The sequence below is a fragment of the Bradyrhizobium manausense genome, from assembly GCF_018129685.1.
Classification (GTDB): domain Bacteria; phylum Pseudomonadota; class Alphaproteobacteria; order Rhizobiales; family Xanthobacteraceae; genus Bradyrhizobium; species Bradyrhizobium manausense_D.
The window spans coordinates 126,598-146,888 of the sequence record NZ_JAFCLG010000013.1 but is presented as its reverse complement, the minus strand read 5'-3'; the positions used below and the strand labels follow the sequence as shown (position 1 = coordinate 146,888).

At 61.4% G+C, this 20,291-nt stretch carries 19 protein-coding genes and 1 riboswitch; of the genes, 10 read left to right on the top strand and 9 right to left on the bottom strand.

Translation table 11 applies throughout. The annotated features are described in order from the left end of the window. The 3 genes from JQ621_RS25670 to crcB all read right to left on the bottom strand — a co-directional run. Positions 1–808 (bottom strand): DUF1259 domain-containing protein (locus JQ621_RS25670; protein WP_212238091.1); only part of this gene is annotated, 808 nt, incomplete at its 3' end. 376 nt (positions 809–1,184) lie between these two features. Beyond that, entirely contained in the window at positions 1,185–2,207 is a 1,023-nt protein-coding gene (locus JQ621_RS25665; RefSeq protein WP_409334246.1) for a DMT family transporter, read from the bottom strand. A gap of 215 nt (positions 2,208–2,422) precedes the next feature. Then, a complete protein-coding gene (crcB, locus tag JQ621_RS25660) occupies positions 2,423–2,806 on the bottom strand; it encodes a fluoride efflux transporter CrcB (RefSeq protein WP_212238084.1) in 384 nt (127 codons plus the stop codon). Positions 2,807–2,833: 27 nt separating this feature from the next. After that, a riboswitch (Fluoride riboswitch) is annotated at positions 2,834–2,895 on the bottom strand. Positions 2,896–3,050: 155 nt separating this feature from the next. Here crcB and JQ621_RS25655 point away from each other — a divergent pair. Further along, on the top strand, positions 3,051–3,431 hold the full coding sequence (locus JQ621_RS25655) for a hypothetical protein (RefSeq protein ID WP_212238081.1): 381 nt from the start codon (positions 3,051–3,053) through the stop codon (positions 3,429–3,431). Further along, positions 3,431–3,631 carry a GDCCVxC domain-containing (seleno)protein gene (locus JQ621_RS35590; RefSeq protein WP_249125564.1) on the top strand — a complete coding sequence of 67 codons (201 nt, stop codon included), beginning with the start codon at positions 3,431–3,433 and terminating at the stop codon, positions 3,629–3,631. Before JQ621_RS25655 ends, JQ621_RS35590 begins: the two co-directional genes overlap by 1 nt. A gap of 387 nt (positions 3,632–4,018) precedes the next feature. Here JQ621_RS35590 and JQ621_RS25650 read toward each other — a convergent pair whose 3' ends face one another. The 5 genes from JQ621_RS25650 to JQ621_RS25630 all read right to left on the bottom strand — a co-directional run bounded on the left by JQ621_RS25650 (position 4,019) and on the right by JQ621_RS25630 (position 10,651). Further along, complete coding sequence (locus JQ621_RS25650) at positions 4,019–5,341, bottom strand: cation diffusion facilitator family transporter (protein ID WP_212238078.1); 1,323 nt, start codon at positions 5,339–5,341, stop codon at positions 4,019–4,021. A 16-nt stretch (positions 5,342–5,357) separates the two neighbouring features. Continuing rightward, positions 5,358–8,597: an efflux RND transporter permease subunit gene (locus JQ621_RS25645; protein ID WP_212238075.1), complete on the bottom strand. Its 3,240-nt coding sequence runs from the start codon at positions 8,595–8,597 to the stop codon at positions 5,358–5,360. A 3-nt stretch (positions 8,598–8,600) separates the two neighbouring features. Beyond that, positions 8,601–9,947, bottom strand: a complete 1,347-nt coding sequence (locus JQ621_RS25640) for an efflux RND transporter periplasmic adaptor subunit (protein WP_249125563.1) — start codon at positions 9,945–9,947, stop codon at positions 8,601–8,603. Then, a complete protein-coding gene (locus tag JQ621_RS25635; RefSeq protein ID WP_212238064.1) occupies positions 9,850–10,131 on the bottom strand; it encodes a metal-sensing transcriptional repressor in 282 nt (93 codons plus the stop codon). Before JQ621_RS25635 ends, JQ621_RS25640 begins: the two co-directional genes overlap by 98 nt. 280 nt (positions 10,132–10,411) lie before the next feature. Further along, positions 10,412–10,651, bottom strand: coding sequence for a DUF2171 domain-containing protein (locus tag JQ621_RS25630; RefSeq protein WP_212238056.1), 240 nt, complete (start codon positions 10,649–10,651; stop codon positions 10,412–10,414). A gap of 112 nt (positions 10,652–10,763) precedes the next feature. Between JQ621_RS25630 and JQ621_RS25625 the strand changes: the two genes are divergently transcribed. Beyond that, entirely contained in the window at positions 10,764–11,450 is a 687-nt protein-coding gene (locus JQ621_RS25625; protein ID WP_212238049.1) for a ZIP family metal transporter, read from the top strand. A gap of 20 nt (positions 11,451–11,470) precedes the next feature. Beyond that, the gene (locus JQ621_RS25620; protein ID WP_212238047.1) at positions 11,471–11,782 is read left to right on the top strand and encodes a hypothetical protein; all 312 of its coding nucleotides are present in this window, start codon (positions 11,471–11,473) and stop codon (positions 11,780–11,782) included. On the opposite strand, the gene JQ621_RS25615 is transcribed toward JQ621_RS25620, so the two are convergent. Next, a complete protein-coding gene (locus JQ621_RS25615) occupies positions 11,775–13,082 on the bottom strand; it encodes an NRAMP family divalent metal transporter (protein ID WP_212238045.1) in 1,308 nt (435 codons plus the stop codon). The genes JQ621_RS25620 and JQ621_RS25615 overlap by 8 nt on opposite strands. Positions 13,083–13,657: 575 nt before the next feature. Here JQ621_RS25615 and JQ621_RS25610 point away from each other — a divergent pair. Genes JQ621_RS25610 through JQ621_RS25585 form a run of 6 tightly spaced genes read left to right on the top strand, consistent with a single transcriptional unit; the run spans position 13,658 to position 20,235 of the window. Next, on the top strand, positions 13,658–14,032 hold the full coding sequence (locus JQ621_RS25610) for a hypothetical protein (RefSeq protein ID WP_212238044.1): 375 nt from the start codon (positions 13,658–13,660) through the stop codon (positions 14,030–14,032). Between the two features lie 55 nt (positions 14,033–14,087). Beyond that, a complete protein-coding gene (ihpA, locus tag JQ621_RS25605; protein ID WP_212238042.1) occupies positions 14,088–15,362 on the top strand; it encodes a divalent metal ion exporter subunit IhpA in 1,275 nt (424 codons plus the stop codon). Next, positions 15,362–16,309 carry a divalent metal ion exporter adaptor subunit IhpB gene (gene ihpB / locus JQ621_RS25600; protein ID WP_409334250.1) on the top strand — a complete coding sequence of 316 codons (948 nt, stop codon included), beginning with the start codon at positions 15,362–15,364 and terminating at the stop codon, positions 16,307–16,309. The genes ihpA and ihpB overlap by 1 nt, the downstream gene beginning before the upstream one ends. Next, positions 16,299–16,661 carry a P-II family nitrogen regulator gene (locus JQ621_RS25595; protein WP_212238038.1) on the top strand — a complete coding sequence of 121 codons (363 nt, stop codon included), beginning with the start codon at positions 16,299–16,301 and terminating at the stop codon, positions 16,659–16,661. The genes ihpB and JQ621_RS25595 overlap by 11 nt, the downstream gene beginning before the upstream one ends. Continuing rightward, positions 16,658–19,867, top strand: coding sequence for an efflux RND transporter permease subunit (locus JQ621_RS25590; protein ID WP_212238036.1), 3,210 nt, complete (start codon positions 16,658–16,660; stop codon positions 19,865–19,867). Before JQ621_RS25595 ends, JQ621_RS25590 begins: the two co-directional genes overlap by 4 nt. Continuing rightward, entirely contained in the window at positions 19,864–20,235 is a 372-nt protein-coding gene (locus JQ621_RS25585; protein ID WP_024582867.1) for a hypothetical protein, read from the top strand. The genes JQ621_RS25590 and JQ621_RS25585 overlap by 4 nt, the downstream gene beginning before the upstream one ends. Positions 20,236–20,291: the final 56 nt, after the last annotated feature.

The window sequence follows — 20,291 nt, the reverse complement described above, 5'->3', positions numbered from 1 at the left end:
GGATGAAGAACAGCCGCGGCTGCTCATCAAGCATGTGGCTGTGGATAGCGGTCACCTCGATATCGCCGGCGCGCAGGGCACGGATCAGTGGGTTCACTTCGTCGCCCGTGACGAGAAAATCGCCCGTGATTGCCGCCTTGCCGCCGCCGGTGGGCTGGAAGTTGATGGCATTGGCGCCGCCCATGGCCGTGGCGACGGTCATGCCGCCTTCGGTAGGCGGATCACGGCGCGGAATGTTAAACTGGTAGACGCCACCGTTGGCAGCACCTTTGGCCATCATGATTGCGTCCAGCTTGGCAATATCGAGATCAATCGGCTGAGCCGGCGGCGGCGATGTGGGCGCCGGATCAAAGGGTGTCTTGCTCGACGACGATAAGGCCTCATGGAGGGCAGATGCCATCTTTTCAGGATTGCCGTGGCCTCCCACGTGCATGTAGAAAGTCGCGGGCGACGCGCGCAAGATATGATTGTGGATAGCCGTGATGTCGAGACCGCTGTTGAGGAGCTTGGTCATGACCGGCGTAATTTCGGTTTCGAGCAACACCAGGTCGCCCATCAGCATGGCTTCGCCGTGCATCGGCGCGAAGGCAACCCAACCGCCAAGCGCAAAAGCCGGCTTGATGGATACGCCCTCAAGCGTCACCTTCAGATCGGACCGGGGCAGGCCATAGCGATGAACCTCCCCGGATACCGCCGCGGTCTTGCCAAGTGCCGTGTCAACCTTCTTCCAGTCGATGTCGGCAGCCCCGGCAGGCAGTGAAATTAGCAGCGCGGCATTTAGCGCGAGCAGCGCGATCGGATGTTTCATGAACTACTCCTTGTTCCGCGCCCAAAGCTATTTCGGCCGCGTGCCATGACCGCGCCAATTGATCGATTTCGGTAGTTTCTCGGGAAAGGTGGTGCTTTGGACATGCAAAAGCGCCTCGCAAAGTGCGAAACGCGATACTTGGGCATGTCGCCTCGTGGGGAGATCGCGGGTCCCCAAGCAAATTTAATCATCCACCCAAGAAATGGTTCCCTGACGAAGGATTGCCAAGCTGGGGTGGCTGAGGGTGGCAGCCGGAAAATCGACGTCTATGGGGATCAGTCACGGCGGCAGTGCGCCGTACTTCCGCAGGGATCACATTTTCGTCCCGATCGGCCGAGCGGTCTCGAAGCAGATGTTATCTACGGCGGACGTAGTCTCAACCGTGTCGATGTCGATGATGTAGATCCGGATAGTGCGGATGCTTGTGGCGAAGCGGCTCGTGGCGATGCCAATGTGAATGCGGCTCCGCTATCGCTTCATCATGTTGATGCTGGTGATGCTCGTCATGAACGTGGCTGTGGTCATGCTCCAGAACCTCGTGCTTGTGATCGTGCTCATGCCGCTCGGCCAGGTGCCGCCAAAGACCGCAGCCCATCAATAATCCGGCCAGCACCAACTGAAGCGTGAGTGGCTCACCGAGAAGCAGGATCGCGACAACCGCTCCAATGAACGGCGCCAACGAAAAATAAGCCCCAGTCCGCGCAGTCCCGAGGTGCCGTAGCGCCAGCACGAATAAAATTAGACTTACGCCGACGCCCAGAAAGCCAACCATGGCCGCAGCACCGATAATAGAAGCAGACGGAAGCGGGGAGCCAACGACAAGAGCCAAACCGACGTTAACGGTTCCTGCCACCAACCCCTTGATCATGGTCGTGACAACCGGGTCGGCGGAGGAAAGCTTGCGGGTGAGATTGTTGTCGAGGCCCCACGCCAGGCAGGCGCCGGCGATCATTCCGCCGCCGGCGTCGAACCTGATGCCTTTTCCATCCCATGACAGAACCATCGCGCCAATTACGATTGCCAACGCTCCCAGCAACAGGCGGCCGTCCACGTTCTCCTTGAAGATCAACCATGCGATGCCCATGGTGGCCAGACCTTCGAGGTTGAGAAGCAATGAACCAGATGAAGCGGAGGTCTGCTGTAGACCTAACATCAGCAGCAACGGGGCCACGCATCCGCCAAAAATCACGACGGCGGCCAGCCAAGGTAGGTCTCTTCTGCGCAATGCCGCCTCGGCCGCAGGAATGCCAAGAGCGGCACGCCCAAGATGGACAACTGCCAGCCCTGTCCCAGCCCCCAGGTAAAGCAGGCCCGCGAGCATCTGCGGCGCTATCGAACCCAAGAGAATTTTAGCGAGCGGGGCCGATGCGCCGAACAACACGGCCGATGCCAACGCCATCGGAACGCCGGGCCAGAGATGAGATGCGGGGGGCTGGGACATGCTTTTACCTTACCACAATGGATGGACCGTTTGCCTGACCGATCGGCTTCTGCCGCGCGGTTGCGCTGCGGACATTCGATCTCGCGGCGGCCGTTACTTCAGTTCCAATCTCGCCTGTCGGCACGAATGAAAAGTGCTGAGGGGCGCCGCGCGACCTGTCTGACCTGTAAAGTTCATGGAAGCGCCCGAACGAGATGCAGCGCGGCGATCAGCGCACCAACCGACAGCGCCACCGACGCTACCATGTAGGCGGATGATGCCAACGTCTGTCCGCGTTCAATCAAATAGTAGGCGTCGAGAGAGAACGTGGAAAACGTCGTGTAGCCACCACAAATGCCGACTGTCAGGAATATCCGCATTGCCTGCGACACGTCCCATTTGGCTGCGAACAGGCCAACGAACGCACCAATCAAAAATGAGCCCGTCACGTTGATTATGAACGTGCCCCAAGGGAAGTCCGTTCCGAATAGCTTTCCGGATGCGATGCCGACCAGATATCGCGCGACCGATCCGAGCGCGCCGCCGGCCGCTACAGCAAGGATGAATTGAGGGGTCATTTGGACATGCTCCTACCTGCGCTCTCGCGCCTAGTAGGAGTCATCAGCCGACACGGCGGTTTCGGGGGAACCCCATCCCCATCACTATGCATAATTTTACGCGAAACAGCCTGCATCGACAAGTCCGCCCCCAGCCTGAGGGCAGAAGCGGTGGGTCGAAGAGCGCTGCACGACAACGGCACGTCGGCACCGCACCTGGATCGGAAGGAGGGCGGATGCTGGCCATCGACTACGTGACTGGCGCGTGATCGAGCGCCCGGGCTATGCTCCAACCATGAACAGGACACATCAGAAGCCGATAGCCGGATGGATGGCGCTCGCAGGCCTTGCGACCGGTGCCGTCGCGGTGCTGGCGACTTCGTGCTGCGTGCTGCCCCTCGTCCTGGGCGGACTCGGAGCGGGAGCCGGCCTGTTTTCCACACTTGAGGTCCTTGCCGACTACCAGACGTCGATCCTTGTCTTCAGCGTCTGTCTGGTCGCGCTGGCATGGGTCGTTTATTTTCAGCGGCGCGGGGCCAGAAGCACGGCGGTCGTGCTGGCCGCCGCATCGTTGTTCGTGGTCACGGCGGCAAACTGGACGACCTTCGAGCGGCCGCTTCTCAAGATGGTCCGGGCGGCGCGCTGATGCAGTTGGAATCCACGATCACCTGCCCGAAGTGCAGGCATATGTCGAAAGAGACGATGCCCACCGACGCTTGCCAGTTCTTCTACGACTGCAAGGGTTGCGGCGAGAGGTTGAAGCCCATGGCCGGTGATTGCTGCGTGTTCTGCTCCTACGGTTCGGTGCCGTGTCCGCCGATCCAGGCGGGGGACTGTTGCTCCTAGCCGAGATGCCAGGAACGGGACAGCTCTCGCGGAAGGGGCTTCCGTCGTCTAGTCGCACCGGCGATGATTCCAGCGCCGTCCTGCCTTACGGACTCGACGGCCACCGCCGCATGGAAAATGCGCCCGCGTATTCCGACGTCCAAGGGCACTTTCTCTGCTTCCTTTGGCGAAAGCTTCCACGGCCTTCAGGAACCTTGACCGGGTGTGGCTCAAGCCTGATGGGCCGGTAAGTCGGATGTGTTCGACGAACTCGCGTCCGTTCATCTACCAGAAACTTTAACACGTCATGGGTGTCGCGAAATCCCGAATCGACATCGAGTTGGCTTTCCGACCAACCCTTTGTCGCTTTGTCGCTGCGAAGCATTTAGCCGCACGACATTACAATCTTCAATGACCGTGAGTCGCCGGCTCTGTCATATGAAATTCCTGAATGTCCTCCTTGTCCTGCGCCGACAAAATAATCCGCGCATCGAATTCATGTGGCTCGGCCGGCGCGGACCCGCTCTCAAGAATGGAAAGGTTTCCTGATGTCGGCGCAAGGACGAGGGTTTCTGGCCGTCCAGCGCGGTCGATCACCACAACCGCGTGAAGCCCTTCGGCGGACCGGTTCAGCGTCAGCCGCATCCGCTCCCCCGTCGGCGTGTTCGCGATTGAGAGCTCGCCCTCGGCGAGTTCACCGCTAATCCGGACCGGCTCTGGAGCCTGATGCACGTTCGGTATCGGGGTCCCTTCGGCTTTCGATGACACTCGAACGTTCGCAATGGACAGAGCGGGTATGTGCTCGAGCATCTCATTACGAACGTTTTCCGCCAAACGGTCGGCCTCGATCATAGGCATATCCGCGGGAACGAGGACGCCTACGTCAGCGAGCAGGCGATGCCCCAGCCAACGCGCCTTGACGTCAAGCACCTGCCGGACGCCATCGATGTGCCCGGCGGCATGTCTAATTTCGTCTGTGACGGCGGGGTCGACGCCGTCGAGCATCCGGACGAACACCGCCTTGGACGACTGCCAAACGATGCCGAATATGGCGATCGTGATGAGAAGCCCGACGATCGGATCCGCCAGCGGAAATCCCAACCATACGCCGACCGCACCGAAGACTACCGCGAGACTTGTGAAACCGTCGGTGCGCGCATGATAACCGTCAGCGATAAGCGCTGCGCTGTTGATCTCGCGCCCGACCTTGATCCGGAAGACCGCTACGGCTTCGTTCCCGAGAAATCCGATGATGCCCGCGGCGACCACCCAGGGAATGAAGTCGATGCGCTGGGGGTGAATCAGGCGGTCGATCGCCTCATAGCCGGCAAAGATTGCGCTGAAGAGGATGATCGCCACGATGGCAACGCCCGCCAGATCTTCGACCCGTCCGAGGCCGTACGTGAAGGTCTTGCTCGGCTTGCGGCGTGCGAGCGCGAAAGCTACCCAGAGAGGAATCGCGGTGACGGCATCCCCGACGTTGTGGATGGTATCGGCAAGCAGCGCGACGCTGCCCGAGATTACGACGACCACAAGCTGCAAGGCGGACGTGATCGCCAGCACGACAAACGACCACTTGATGGCCCGGATCCCCTTTGTCGTCGTCGCGATGGTGGGATCTATCGACCCGTGCGTGTGGCCATGACTCTTGCTGTCGTCCGGCCCGTGGCCGAGCCCCAACGATTGCCCTTGGGGCGACATTCCGAACCAGTCCTGGATTTTCTTCAACATTTCTTACCTTCGGTTTCTATTCGGCCGCACGGCTCGGAATGAATGCGCTGTCGGATTTCTTCTGCGTCTGGGCGGATGCGAAGTAGGAGTAGAGCGCCGGCAGGACTAGCAGCGTCAGCAGTGTCGCGCTCAACAGACCGCCGATCACGACCGTCGCCAACGGCTTCTGCACTTCGGCCCCAGTGCCCGTCGCGATGGCCATGGGTACGAAACCCAGCGAGGCGACCAGCGCCGTCATGATGACCGGGCGAAAGCGGGTGAGGGCACCCTGGCTGATGGCCAGGTGCGTGCCGACACCTTCCAGAATCAACTTCCGGATCTGGGTGAGCATCACCAGACCGTTGAGGACGGCGACGCCCGATAGGGCGATGAATCCGACCGCCGCCGAAATCGAGAACGGCATCCCGCGCAGCCACAGCGCCGCTATCCCGCCGGTCAACGCGAGCGGCACGGCGCTGAAGACGATGAGCGCGTCGCGCGGCGAGCCCAACGCGCCGAACAGAAGCAGATAGATCAGCAGAAAACAGCCCGGCACGACGATCATCAGGCGCTGCCGCGCAACGGTGAAGTTCTCGAATTGTCCGCCCCAGGTGAGGAAACTCCCCGGGGGGAGCTTGACCTGCTCGTCAACCTTGGCCTGCGCCTCCGCAACCAGGGAGCCGATGTCACGTCCGCGGACTTCGGCGGTCGCGACGACACGCCGTTTGCCATTTTCGCGACTGATCTGGTTGGCGCCCTCGGTCTGCTCGAACGTGGCAATCGTGCGCAGCGGGACGGAGGAAGAGGGAGCGTCCGGATTGGCGTGCGGAAGCGGCACCGGCAGGTTCTCAAGCGCGGAGATGTCGTTGCGAAGCGCATCGTTGAGACGGACGACGATCTGGAATCGGCGGTCGCCCTGGAAGACGAGCCCCGCGGGGCGTCCGCCAACGGCCGTCTCGATCAGGTCCTGCACCGACGCGAGGCTAAGACCGCGCCGGGCTATCTCTGATTTGTCTATCTTGATCTCTAGGAACGGAAGGCCCGCCGTCTCCTCGACCTTGACGCTTTCGGCGCCGTCCACATGGCGCAGCACGTCGGCGACCCGGCTTGCGGTCCGCTGCATCTCCGCGAAGTCATCTCCGAAAACCTTCACCGCAAGGGCTTCACGCACCCCCGCGATCAGTTCATTGAACCTCATCTGGATCGGCTGCGAGAAGCCGACCTTGTTGCCTGGCAGCTTGGCGGCCTCCGCCTCGATCCGCCGGATCAGGTCGTCCTTCGTCAGGCCGGGATTCGGCCACTCGTTTTGAGGCCTGACGATAATATAGGTGTCGGACGCGCTCGGAGGCATCGGATCGGCGGCTAGATCCGGCGTTCCGGTACGGGAAAAGACGAAGGCGACTTCGGGAAATTTGCTGATCTGGCGTTCGATCAGAAGCTGCATCCGCTGCGACTGCGCCAGCGCCGTGCTTGGCACGCGCTTGACCTCCATGACGATGTTCTTCTCGTCGAGGGTCGGCGTGAATTCCTGCCCGAGCCGGCCGAACAGAAGGACAGCGCCGACAAACAGCAGCACCGCGACCGCCATCACGGGGAGCGGCCTTGCAATCGTCCGCCGAAGCAAGGGCTCGTATCCGGACTTCAGCTTGCGAACGAAATAATTTTCGTCCTCGCGTACCGGCTTCGAAACCGCGACCGCGACGGCGGCCGGGACGAAGGTGAGCGAGACGACAAATGCGGTCGCGAGCGCGATCATCACCGTCAGCGCCATCGGCTCGAACGTCTTGCCCTCGACCCCCGTGAAGGCGAGCAGCGGAACGTAAACGATGATGATAATGATCTGGCCGTATACCGAGGGACGAATCATCTCCGAGGTCGAAGCCGTCACCGTGGACAACCGCTCTTCGAGCGACAGCGCCCGGCCCAGTTCGCGCTGTCGTTCAGCGAGATGGCGCAGGCTGTTTTCGGCGATGATGACGGCGCCGTCCACGATCAGGCCGAAGTCCAGCGCGCCCAGGCTCATGAGGTTGGCGCTGATCCGCCCCTGCAGCATGCCGGTGGCGGTGACCAGCATCGTTACGGGGATCACGCAGGCCGTGATGAGGGCGGCGCGCAGGTTGCCCAACAGCAGGAATAGGACCGCTATGACGAGAAGGGCACCTTCGGCCAGATTGCTCGCCACCGTGTGGATGGTCGCGTCTACCAGTTGCGTTCGGTTCAGCACGGTGTGCGCGTAGATGCCAGGCGGGAGGGTACGGCTAACCTCCTTGATGCGGGCGTCGGCGGCGGCCGCAACCGTTCGGCTGTTGCCGCCGATCAACATCAACGCCGTACCCAACACGACCTCGCGTCCATCCACACTGGCGCTGCCGGTGCGCAGTTCGCGTCCGATCGCGACGTCTGCGACGTCCCGCACCCGCACGGGAATGCCGCCGCGGGTAGTGACGACGATGTCCGAGATGTCGTCCATGTTCTCAACGCGTCCGGCAGCGCGCACGACGTAGCCTTCGCCGTTCTGCTCGATGTAGTTGGCTCCGCGGCTGACATTGTTTGCTTCGATGGCTGCGATCACCTGACTAAACGACAGGCCGTACCCCACCAGTTTCGCCGGATCCGGCTGCACCTGGAACTGCTTGACGAAGCCGCCGATGGCGTCGGCGCCGGCGACACCCGGCACGGCTTTCATCTGCGGGCGTATCACCCAGTCCTGGACCGTGCGCAGATAGACAGTACGCTCGAAATCGTCCGTGAGACGCTCGCCTTCAGGCGTGAGATAGCTTCCGTCGCTCTGCCATCCCGGCAGGCCGTCGCGGACGGGAGCGGTAGTGCCGGGCTTTTCGTATTCGACGGCCCACCAGTAGATTTCGCCGAGCCCCGTGGAAACCGGGCCCATCCTGACCTCGACACCCGGCGGAAGACTGGACTTGACATCGTTGATCCGCTCCGACACCAACTGCCGCGCGAAGTAGATATTGGTGCGATCGGCGAATACCGCCGTGATCTGCGCAAAACCGTTCCTGGAAAACGACCGCGTGGACTCCAGCCCCGGTATTCCCGCAAGCGCGGTCTCCAACGCGACGGTGACCTGCTTCTCGATCTCGACCGGCGCAAGCGCCGGCGCGACGGCGTTGATCTGCACTTGGACGTTGGTCACGTCCGGAACGGCGTCGATCGGCAGCTTCGTGAGCGACCACAGACCAGTTGCCGCAGCGCCGAGCGTGACGAGCAAAACGAGCCACCTGCGCTTTACCGAAAAGTCGACGATGCTCTCGATCATCGCTCAGTCCTCTTCGCTGGGCTTCGACAGTTCCGCCTTCAGCGAGAACGTGTTCGACACGGCTATCGTCTCGCCAGCCGCGAGGCCCGAGATGATTTCGACGGATTGCCCATCGCGCTGGCCGAGGACGACGTCCCGCTTTTCGAAACCGTCCTTGTTGCGGACGAAGACGGCCTTGCGGCCTTCGACGTTCTGTACGGCACTGAAGGGCGCCACCACGGGAGCGGCGCGCTCCCCGATGGCGATTGCGGCCGTAACGAACGACCCCGGCCGCCAGTGCCCGTCGGCGTTGTCAATGGCGGCGACGACGCGCGCCGTGCGGGTGTCCTTGTCGAGCAACGGGCTCACGAAGACGATCCTCGCTGTCCCCGTCTCCCGCTGTCCGCGCGTCGAGATGTTGACCGCTTGCCCTTCCTTGACCGCAGGCAGGTCGGACGACGAAACTGATAGGTCGATCCAGACGCGGCCGAGATCGACGATGACGAAGAGATCGGTCTCCAGATTGTCGCGACCAACGGCCGTTCCCAGTTCGACCCGGCGTTCAGCAATTCGTCCCGAGATGGGGGCTCGCACATTCTGGCTGCGCAGCAGCGCGTCGGCAGCTTGCGGAAGTGCTCCAATCTCATCTTCCCGCACGCCCAGCGCCAGCAGCTTCTGGCGCGCAATACTGAGACGCATCGATGCCTGAGCCGCCGCGTTGCGGGAACGGATGTACTGCTGCTCCGGAACGGCGCGTCCCTCCCAAAGGGATTTGTCGCGGGCCGTCAGATCCTGCTGCAGGTCGTTCGAGAGCCGGGCCGCCAGATATTCGCTCTTCGCGTCGGCGACTTCGCGGCTTTCGAGGACGGCCAGAATCTCGTCCTTGACGACGTCGTCGCCGATGTTCCTGTGCAACTCGGCGACAGTGCCGGACAGTTTGACGGCCACGTGGGCCACGCGACCGGCATCCGGCACGACGGTGCCTGGAACGGTGAGGCGCCTGGCAATCGTTGCGGGTCCGGCGCTTCGCACCTCGATCTCCGCAAGCTTGATGCGCTCTTCGTCGATGGCCACGACAGTGGACTTGTTCGGGGCGCCGGCTGGCTTGGCGTCCCGCTCCGCGACGGCCGCCGGAATGCCGAATCCGGCTACCCGCTGCAGGGCCGGTAGGCCGAATGCGAGTGCAGCACCAAGGGCAAACGCTGAGATGACGGTGATCGGCCGGATGTCCATGCGGAATACTGACGGTTTCTGTTCAGAACGGCGGTCGCCGTCAAAGGTATCGCGAGATTGCCTTGAACTCGGCGAGCACGCTTTCGGTCGATTTTGCCCGCCCGCCGTTCGCGGCGGTGTCGAGGCAATGATCGACATGATCGTGAATCAAGGCCTTCTTCGCCTCGCTGATCGCCTTTTCGACGGCATGAAGCTGTTGCGCCAGGTCAAGACAGGGACGGCCGTCCGCAAACATCTCGATCACCTTGCGAAGATGACCCTCGGCACGCTTCAGACGCTTGATGATACCCGGATGGGTTTCGTGGAAATGATCATTTGACATGTTGGAACGCTATCCCCCTGGGGGGGATATGACAAGCGGTTTCTACGGGAGGGTAGGCTACGGTGCGGCCGGTCCAATGCATCGAGGCCAGGCACCGGATGGTGCTGCGCTTTGTTAGCGGAAAGCGCGGGCCTGAGGACTGCACGCGTCGGCTCGGAGCCGACCAGCACGCGCTGTCACCCTGCTGTCGTCATGCTGGAGCGGTTCCCGGTGTTCAGTTCTCGCACGGTCTCGCCACAAAGCTCAGCAGGCCGGCGCTGGCGCCGGCCTGCATCAGAAACTACCGGCCTTCATGCTGCCAATGGGCGGTGACTTCGGCCCCCGATTTCGACAGATGCACATGCTGGTCGACGTGGTCGATCCAGGCGACCGGAATGAAATGATGATGCTCGCCGTCGGGCGAACTCTGCTTGGTGAGCTTGATCTTGTCCGCACCGTCGAGATGGTCGACCTTGCCGACGGTCTTCTTGTCCGACGAGATGACGTCCATGTGCTCTTTAATCTGTGAAGTATCGGTCATGTGGAGACTCCTTTCAGTTTGGAGATAAGGAACTCCCGACGGCACATAAAGTTGCTTTCGCGCTGCGATTGTCGGCCTTCATGCCGGCGCCGGGACGACCAAGGACGCGTTGATGCAAGTCTGGACCTACACCCTGATCCCGGCCTTGGCGGTCGTGCTGGGTGCCGCCGTAGCGGTCTGGCGACGGCCATCGCCTGCGTTCGCCGGCGCGATCCAGCATTTCGCCGCGGGCGTGGTGTTCGCGGCCGCCGCCGGAGAGTTGCTCCCCGACATCAAACACCGCCAGTCCGCCTGGGCTGTGATACTGGGTGGTGCGGCAGGCGTCCTGCTCATGCTGCTCATTAAGCGCTTCGGCGAGAATTCCAAAGGGACCTTGGGCCTCGTCGTCATGGTCGCCGTAGACATTTTCATCGACGGACTGGTGGTCGGCATAGGATTCGCCGCTGGGGCCAAGCAGGGTCTCTTGCTCACGGTCGCGCTCACGATCGAGGTCCTATTCCTCGGGCTCTCGCTGACGGGGGAGCTATCTGAATCGATCCGGCAACCGGCAAAAGTTCTGGCTATCGTTGCCGGGCTCGCGATTTTGTTGCCAGTCGGGGCCGCCATCGGCATCCCGGTCAGCCATCTTCCGAATTTCTGGATCGCGGCCTTCTTTTCCTTCGGCCTGGTCGCGCTGCTCTATCTCGTGACCGAAGAACTTCTGGTCGAAGCCCATTCGGCTCCGGAAAAGCCATGGGTCACCAGCTTGTTCTTCGTCGGCTTCCTGCTGATTCTGCTGCTGGACGAGCTCGCAGGTTAAATCCTCAACCAGGATGGCGCATGTCAAATTTCGAGGAAGAGAAGGTATCGGCGAGCCCGCTACGCGAATGGCTCACAAAAGTCGGATGGGAGATGGCTCTGGCGGTGGCGTTGGCTGTAGCGCTCACTCTCAGCACGGGAGGCACGCTCGCGTTGGCCATTCGCTATTTGGCCGGCTTCAGCGGCCTGGGTGCGCTTGTACAAGCTGCCCTGGCCGTTGGTCGGCAACGCCCGTTCGGTATGCGTCTATCGGAATGGGACGAAGCCATCGCGCTCGCGGCGCTATCGGTTGGATCGCATCTCGCCGCCGGCCGCATCGACTCGATCACATGAGGGAAGTGACGCCCATCGCGAACGCTGCTGCGGCCATCGTCGCGGTCGCGATCCAGCCTAGCCCCGTCAACCAACCGCCGATCGTAAACTGACCCATGATCTTCGCGTTGGCCGCCATCACCATCATCAGCGCCATTACCGGAACCGCGACGAGGCCGTTAATCACAGCACACCAGTACAGCGCCTTGATAGGGTTGATGGGGGTGAAGTTCATAAGCCCGCCGACGAGCGTCGCCATCACGATCGCCGCATAGAAGGCCTTCGCTTCCTTGGGCTGCCTTGCCAGGCCGATCGGCCACTTGCGGGCTTCCCCGATCGCGTAGGCCGCGGAGCCCGCAAGGACTGGTATCGCCAGCAGGCCGGTTCCTATTACGCCGAGGGCGAAGATGGTCGCGGCGTAGTTGCCCGCGATCGGGCGGAGCGCCTCGGCCGCCTGCGCGGAGGTTTCGATGTTCGTCACTCCCGAAACGTTTAGTGTCGCGGCGGCGGTGAGAATGATGGCGAGTGCGATGAAGTTCGAAACCCCCATGCCGATCAGCGTATCCAGTTCGATGCGCTTGATGGCGTCAGGACCCTGTTCGGGCGCCCGCTTCAGAATCTGCCGCTCGGGGACGGCGTGAATGTCCTCCGCCTCCTGCGAGGCTTGCCAGAACAGCAGGTAGGGACTGATCGTGGTTCCGAATACCGCGACGATCGTCTGGATGTATTCGGTCTTCCAGGTGAACGAAGGCATGACGAACTGTTTCAGCGCCTCGCCCCAGTGCACGTCGACCATGAAAAGGGTTGCCACGTACGCGAGGAGGGCGAGCGTGAGCCACTTCAGATAGGAAACGTAGCGGGTGTACTGAATCAGAACCTGCAAGCCGATGCAGACCGCACCGAACACGGCAACGTAAATGGTTTTCGAGCCGCCCAGCACCAGGCTCGTCGAGTCGGCCATGGCCCCGAGGTCGGCGCCGATGTTGATGATGTTGGCCGCCGCCAGCAGCGTCACAAAGGTCTGCAGCAGCCAGTTCGGATAATGCTGGCGCAGATTGCCCGCGATGCCGCGACCCGTCGTCCGGCCGATCCGGCCGCTGATCATTTGCACCGCGGCCATCAGGGGGTACGTCAGCAGCATGGTCCAGCTCAAAGTGTAGCCGAACTGGGCGCCGGCCTGGCTATAGGTCGCGATGCCGCTGGGATCGTCGTCCGATGCGCCCGTGATCAGGCCGGGACCAAGAGCGTCCAGAAGGCGCGGCTTGCTTGTGCCCACCACCGGGCTGGGTGCGGCCGGCTTAGTTTTTCGGGACGGACTCATCAAAATGATGCCCTAAATCGAGAAAATCATTTAGAAACAAGGCGTGGCTGATTATTACGCGCCGGCCGCAATCGAGTTCCACGGTAACCGGTTTGCAGTTTTTGCTCGGGGAGCTTCGATTTTATCGTTAATAACCATTAGATTCCGGGAATTCGCCGGCAGCGCGTGAGGTTGTCATCGATGTCCCCGGCCCAACGAGCCATCTTTTTCATCAGCGTTCTGGTGGCCACTGCCTTAGCCGCGACGGTGGCCGGTATTCTTCTGCACCGGGCGTTTCCGGAGCATCCCTGGGTCACGATCATCGGGCCCGTCGGCGCAGCAGGGACGATAATCGGGTTGGCCAGAATCCTTCGGCGCAGGTGACAGGCGCCTGTTGCTGCACAAATCAGCCGTGGTGATATTGAGGGAATACGGCCGGACTGCTTGCCACCCCGTCACGGAGATGACGCACATAATGTCCGGCATCAATTTCGGCTATTCGGATTACCATGCTGAACGGCCCTGAGCACAAGGTTCCCAGACGGGTTGCAAACATTGTAATAGTGTTCGCAAACGAAATTTGGTAACCCGACTACATGGGACGTCAGGCCGGTCAGAAACTGCCAAGACTGCAAGCACCGGGTTTTCGCCGGACGCTGCTGATGTTCCTTGCCTTTGCTTACCTTTTCGTTGGTCTAGCCCACACCATTTCCTGCACGGACGAAGCTGTCGCCGCCGCTATCTCATCTGATTTTGGCAATGTACCCGACGACGGCTCGGATGAGGGGGGCTCCAAAAAATCGCCGGTCGTTGCAGGGCATTGCTACGTTTGCGCTCCGGTCATGATGCCGGCGCTCGTCACGGATGCCGGGCCCTCCGCGCGCGCCGTGACACTGAACTTCGCCCCGCAGAAACTCCAGTTTGAAGACCACCCTCGGCTTGATACGCCGCCACCCAAGCATCTGGCCTGAACATCGCCGCCGCGCGGTCTGACCGCGTCGTCTTCGTGCTTTTCAGGTCTTTTGTATGGTTTTGGTCCGAGATGCCTTGCGCCTGACGTGCGCATTGGTTGCACTTACATTTCCCGTCCATGCTGCCGAGCGCTCTTCGCACGCCATAACGTTGCCGCAGGCGCTGCAGCGGGCATTGGCCGCGAACCCGCGCTTGACGGCGGCCGAGCGGGATATCGGCATCGCAGGTGGGCTCCGGATTCAGGCGGGTGCGCTTCCTAATCCGGACGTTTCCTTCGAACTGGACAATGCGTTGGGGTCGGGGCCCTACAAGGGGTTGCGGTCCGCCGAAACCAATCTGCAACTCAGCCAGATCATCGAATTGGGTGGCAAGCGCGAAGCGCGGGTCGCGGCGGGCGAGGCGGGCATCGGTACGGCCGTCTGGCAGCGCCGGGCAACTCGGCTGGAAGTGCTGTCCGAGACCGCGATCGCGTTCATCACGATCATCAGCGCGCAACGCCGTATCGAGATATTCGACGAGCAGATCGCAAGCTTCGATCCGCTGATTCCGCTTCTTCAGAAGCGCGTCCAGGAAGGCGCATCTTCTCCGGCGGAGACGTTGCGGGCCCAGGTTGCCGCCGATCTATTCCGCGTCGAACGCGAGCGCACCAAGACGCAGTTGGCCCTGGCCCGCCGCGATTTGGCTATACTCATGGGCGACAGCAGCCCGCGATTCGGCAAAGCGGTCGGACGGCTCGCGACTATCGGCCAGCCGCCTTCGTTCCATTCCATCATCCAGGCTATTGAAGCCAATCCGCAGTTGCTTCGGTGGACCGCGGTCACAGCCCAACGCAATGCCGAACTCCTGATCGCGCGCCTGAAGGCGATTCCCGACCCGCGCATTTCAGCGGGCTGGCGGCATTTTCAGGACACCAACGACAACGCAGTCCGGCTCGGCGTCTCGATTCCAATCCCGGTATTTGACCAGAACACGGGCAACATCATCGCGGCCCAGCAGACGCTGGCAAAAACCGATGCAGAGCGCGCCATCAACAAGCTTGTGCTGATCAGCATCGTAGGCCGAGCCTACGACACTCTGACCGGGGCCTTGGCCGAAATGAAGCTGCTGCGTTCATCGGTGATTCCCAACGCCCGCAGCGCGTCGGAAACGATCTTCAGCGGCTACTCGCAGGGCCGTTTTTCCCTGCTTGAACTTCTCGACGTCCGGGGGTCGCTAGTGCAGGCGCTGCTGCGCGAGCAGGAAGCGCTGCAGAATTTTCATATTGCCATCGCGACCATCGAAGGTCTTGCCGGTAACCCGTTTACGCTAACCCGCGAGAGCTCACGATGATGAAGGGACTGATTCGATATTCCGTGTTCATTCTGGTCGCTGCAGCGCTTGCCTACGGCGGCTACCGGATGCTGCTGCCGGCAACGTCGAAGACGACGGCGACCGAAAAGACCGAGAAGGAAGAACATGCCGACAGCGTCGCATTGAGCGACGCCAAGGTCCAGGCAGCGGGAATCGAGCTTGCAAAAGCCTCGGCCGGCGTGCTGCGCGACAGCCTTCTGCTCAACGGCATCGTCCAGCCTAATCAGGAATCGCTGGTCCAGGTGACGCCGCGCTTTCCGGGCATCGTCCGGGACGTGCGCAAGCGGATCGGGGACGTCGTTCAGAAGGGCGATGTCCTGGCGCTGATCGAAAGCAACCAGAGCCTGACGCAGTATGAATTGAAGGCCGCGCTCGCTGGAACCGTCATCGACCGTCAGACAACTCTGGGGGAGTACGCCTCCGAGCAGAAGCCCGCCTTCGTGATCGCCGACTTGTCGACCGTGTGGGTGGACTTCTCGGTGTATCGGCGTGATTTGAAGCGCGTCAGCATCGGCGACCAGGTCTTCATCGATCCGGCGGATGGAGGATCGGCAATCGAGGCCAAGGTTTCGTACCTGTCGCCGGTCGGCAGCAGCGATACCCAGAGCGCGATTGCCAGAGCCATTGTGACGAACGCAGAACAGCGGCTTCGTCCCGGGTTGTTCATCACGGGTCGGCTGACCCTGTCCGCGAAGAATGTCGGCGTCGCAGTGAAGTCCTCGGCACTGCAAACCGTCGAAAACCGGACGGTCGTGTTCGTCCGGAACGGCGAAAAATTCGACGCCCGCGACGTCGAGCTGGGCGAGCGCGACCCTCATCTCGTTGAAATTATCTTCGGCGTGCTCGAAGGCGACGTCTACGCTGCGCAGAACAGCTTCATCGTGAAGGCCGAAATGGCAAAGGGAGCGGGCAGCGATGAGCACTGATGGCAGCAAGACCTTGATCACAGCTCTGATCAGGCCCCACATGGAAGGACACGTCGTCCGCGCGCTGCACGACCTTCCTGACTTCCCCGGCTTCACCTTCGACGAAGTGCGGGGACAGGGAAGAGGGCGCGGGCAGGGCGGCGGTTACGTATCGACGGAAACCGACCTTACCTACCATCAATACCTGGAGTTGAGATTGGTCTGCCGGTCCGAACTCGCCGATGACATCTGTGGGCGCATCGCATCAGCCGCATGGACGGGACGCAAGGGCGACGGTGTCGTCTACACGACGCCTGTTCAGTCGTTTGCACGCATCCGAGAAACCGGCAAACGATCCGGAGCAACCGAATGATTAACGCGATCCTTTCGTTCGCCATCCGCCAGCGTTGGCTCGTCATGATCGGCGTCCTTCTGATGGCGGCCTTCGGCGCGTGGAATTTCACGCGCCTCCCGATCGACGCGGTGCCGGACATCACCAACGTCCAGATCCAGATCAACAGCCGCGCAACTGGATATTCGCCGCTGGAAGTCGAGCAGCGGATCACGTTCCCCGTCGAGACCGCGATGGGCGGACTCCCCCATCTTGACAGCACCCGGTCGCAGTCCCGCTACGGCTTGAGCCAGGTCACGGTCATCTTCAAGGACGGGACCGACATCTATTTCGCCCGGCAGTTGGTCAACGAGCGAATCCAGCAGGTCAAGGACCAGCTACCCGCCAGCATCGAAACCGCCATGGGTCCGATCTCCACGGGGCTAGGGGAAATCTACCTATTTACCGTGGAAGCAACACCGGAAGCACGCAAGGCCGGCGGCGGCGAATACACGCCCAGCGACCTGCGAACGATCCAAGACTGGATAATCAAGCCGCAGCTTCGGAACGTACCCGGCGTCATCGAAGTCAACACGATCGGCGGGTTCGAACGGCAGTTCCACGTGCTGCCGGATCCCGCGCAACTGATGGCCTACAAGCTTAGTTTCCGCGAGGTGATGACGGCGCTGGCCGCCAACAACGCAAATGTCGGCGCGGGCTACATCGAACGGAACGGCGAGCAGTACCTTGTCCGCACGCCCGGGCAAGTCGCCAATGTCGAGGAAATCAAGGAAATCGTGATCGGTACGCGTAACGGCGTACCTGTGCGGATTGCGGATGTCGCCGACGTCAAGGAAGGCAAGGACCTGCGGACGGGCGCAGCAACCGTTAATGGGAAGGAAGTCGTTCTAGGCACCGCCATGCTCCTGATCGGCGAAAACAGCCGGACGGTGGCCCAACGCGTTGCCGCCAAACTCAAGGAGATCGGACGATCGTTGCCTGACGGCGTGATTGCAAGGGCCGTCTATGATCGGACGCATCTCGTCGAGGCAACGGTCGCGACGGTCGAAAAGAACCTCGTCGAAGGAGCGCTGCTCGTCATCGTCATCCTCTTCCTGATCCTCGGCAATTTCAGGGCCGCGATCGCGACCGCTTTCGTCATCCCGCTGGCCATGCTGTTTACCATCACGGGCATGGTGGAGAACAAGGTCAGCGCCAACCTGATGAGCCTCGGCGCCATTGATTTCGGCATTATCATCGACGGCGCCGTCATCATCGTGGAAAACTGCTTGCGCCTGCTGGCGGCGGAGCAGCACCGGCTCGCCCGAGTACTCAACCGACAGGAGCGATTCGAAACGATACTGGCGGCATCTCAGGAAGTGATCGGTCCGAGCCTGTTCGGGACTCTGATCATCGGCGTCGTGTATCTGCCTATTCTCACGCTGACAGGCGTCGAAGGGAAGATGTTCACGCCGATGGCATTGACGGTGCTGATGGCGCTCACCGGAGCCAGCATCCTTTCGCTAACCTTCGTGCCGGCAGCCGTGGCGTTATTGGTGACGGGCAGAGTGTCGGAGCATGAAAATTGGTTCATGCGGGGTGCCCGTTACGTCTACACGCCGCTGCTCGCAGCCTCGATCCGGAACAGATGGGGCGTGGCGATTATCGCGGGCCTTCTGGTAGTCGTTTGCGGCATCGCGGCCTCCCGGATGGGCGGCGAATTCATCCCCAGTCTCGACGAAGGCGACGTCGCGCTGCAAGCGGTGCGAATTCCGGGAACGAGCTTGACCCAGTCGCTGGAAATGGAGGCCATGGTCGAAAAGCGGCTGATGAAAATTCCGGAGGTCAAGGAGGTTTTCGCGCGGACCGGTACGGCGGAGATCGCCACCGATCTGATGCCGCCGTCCACGTCGGACGGATACGTCATGCTGAAACCGCGAAAGGAATGGCCGGATCCGGAGAAGCCGAAGGCGAGCGTGGTTTCGGAAATCCAGGAGGCGGCTGAAGAAATCCCCGGCAACGTCTATGAAATCTCGCAGCCGATCCAACAGCGGTTCAACGAACTGATATCGGGTGTTCGCAGCGACGTCGGGGTCAAGGTATTCGGTGACGACCTGGATACGCTAGTCCAATCCGCAGCACAGGTTCAGGCAATCCTGCAGAACGTCCAGGGCGCGGCCGACGTCAAGACTGAACAGGCGTCGGGATTGCCGGTGCTGACGGTCAAGCTGAATCGTCAAGCGCTGTCCCGTTACGGAATTAGCGTCGGCGACGTCCAGAACCTAGTCGAGATCGCGGTCGGCGGGAAGAATTCCGGAATGGTCTTCGAGGGCGACCGCCGGTTCAACATCGTCGTCCGCCTTCCGGAACATTTGCGTTCCGATATCTCCGCGCTCAAGGCGTTGCCGGTCCCGCTGCCGCCGTTGGAGAACCAGGCGAAGGCCGTCCCGGCGCTTTGGGGCAATTCACCGCTCGCCCAGATTCGTTACGTGCCGCTCTCGGAGTTGGCCCAGATTGATTTGGCGCCGGGCCCCAACCAGATCAGCAGGGAGCAGGGCAAACGGAGAGTCGTCGTTACCGCGAACGTGCGCGGTCGCGATCTGGGGTCGTTCGTAGCCGACGCGCAGCAGCAGATCGAAGCCAAGGTCAAGCTTCCGTCCGGTTATTGGATCGGGTGGGGCGGACAGTTCGAGCAACTAGTGTCCGCGACGCAGCGGCTGACGATCGTGGTACCGATCGCCCTGCTGCTGATCTTCCTGCTGTTGTTCATGAGCCTAGGCTCCATGCCGGATGCGCTGCTGGTCTTCAGCGGCGTTCCCTTGGCCCTGACTGGAGGCATTGTGGCGCTCCTGCTGCGGGGCATCCCGCTATCGATCAGTGCCGGCATCGGCTTCATCGCGCTGTCGGGCGTGGCGGTTCTCAACGGCCTCGTCATCATTACCTTCATCGAAAGACTTCGAAAGGAAGGACGTCCTCTGGTCGAAGCGGTCAGCGAAGGTGCGCTCACCCGTCTGCGTCCCGTGCTGATGACGGCTCTCGTCGCTTCGCTGGGGTTCGTCCCGATGGCTATCGCAACCGGCGCCGGCGCGGAAGTGCAGCGGCCTTTGGCGACCGTCGTGATCGGCGGAATCATTTCGTCCACCATTCTTACCTTGTTGGTACTACCGGCTCTCTACGTCCTGTTCAGAAGAGAGGATCTGGAGAACGGAGAATCCAAGTCACCCGCGACCGAAGGAGCCACAACATGAAATACGCACTGTTGTTAATCGCCACCATTCTGTTCGCTGCTCCGGCTTCTGCCGAGGAATACGAAAAGGGCCCGAACGGGGGCCTGATGCTCGATGTGGCCGGCGTCGACGCGGAACTGCTGACTTCCGGCAATTCAATCACCATCAACGTGTTCGACGCAAAGAACCACACGCCGATCGCAACCAAGGGCTACAATGCCGCCGTGCTCGTCGCTGGAGGATCAGCGCGTGAAACAGTTACGCTCGCTCCTCAAGGAGAGAATTCGCTGAAGGGCGACGCGAAAACCGCCATAGCGTCGGGAACGACGATCACGCTGACCATCAAGACCGCAGAAGGAAAATCCGGTCAGGTTAAGTTTAAGAAGTGACAGACGGCGTGCACCAGGACACCAAGAGGTTGAAACGAACGTCGGTCGAGGTGCGA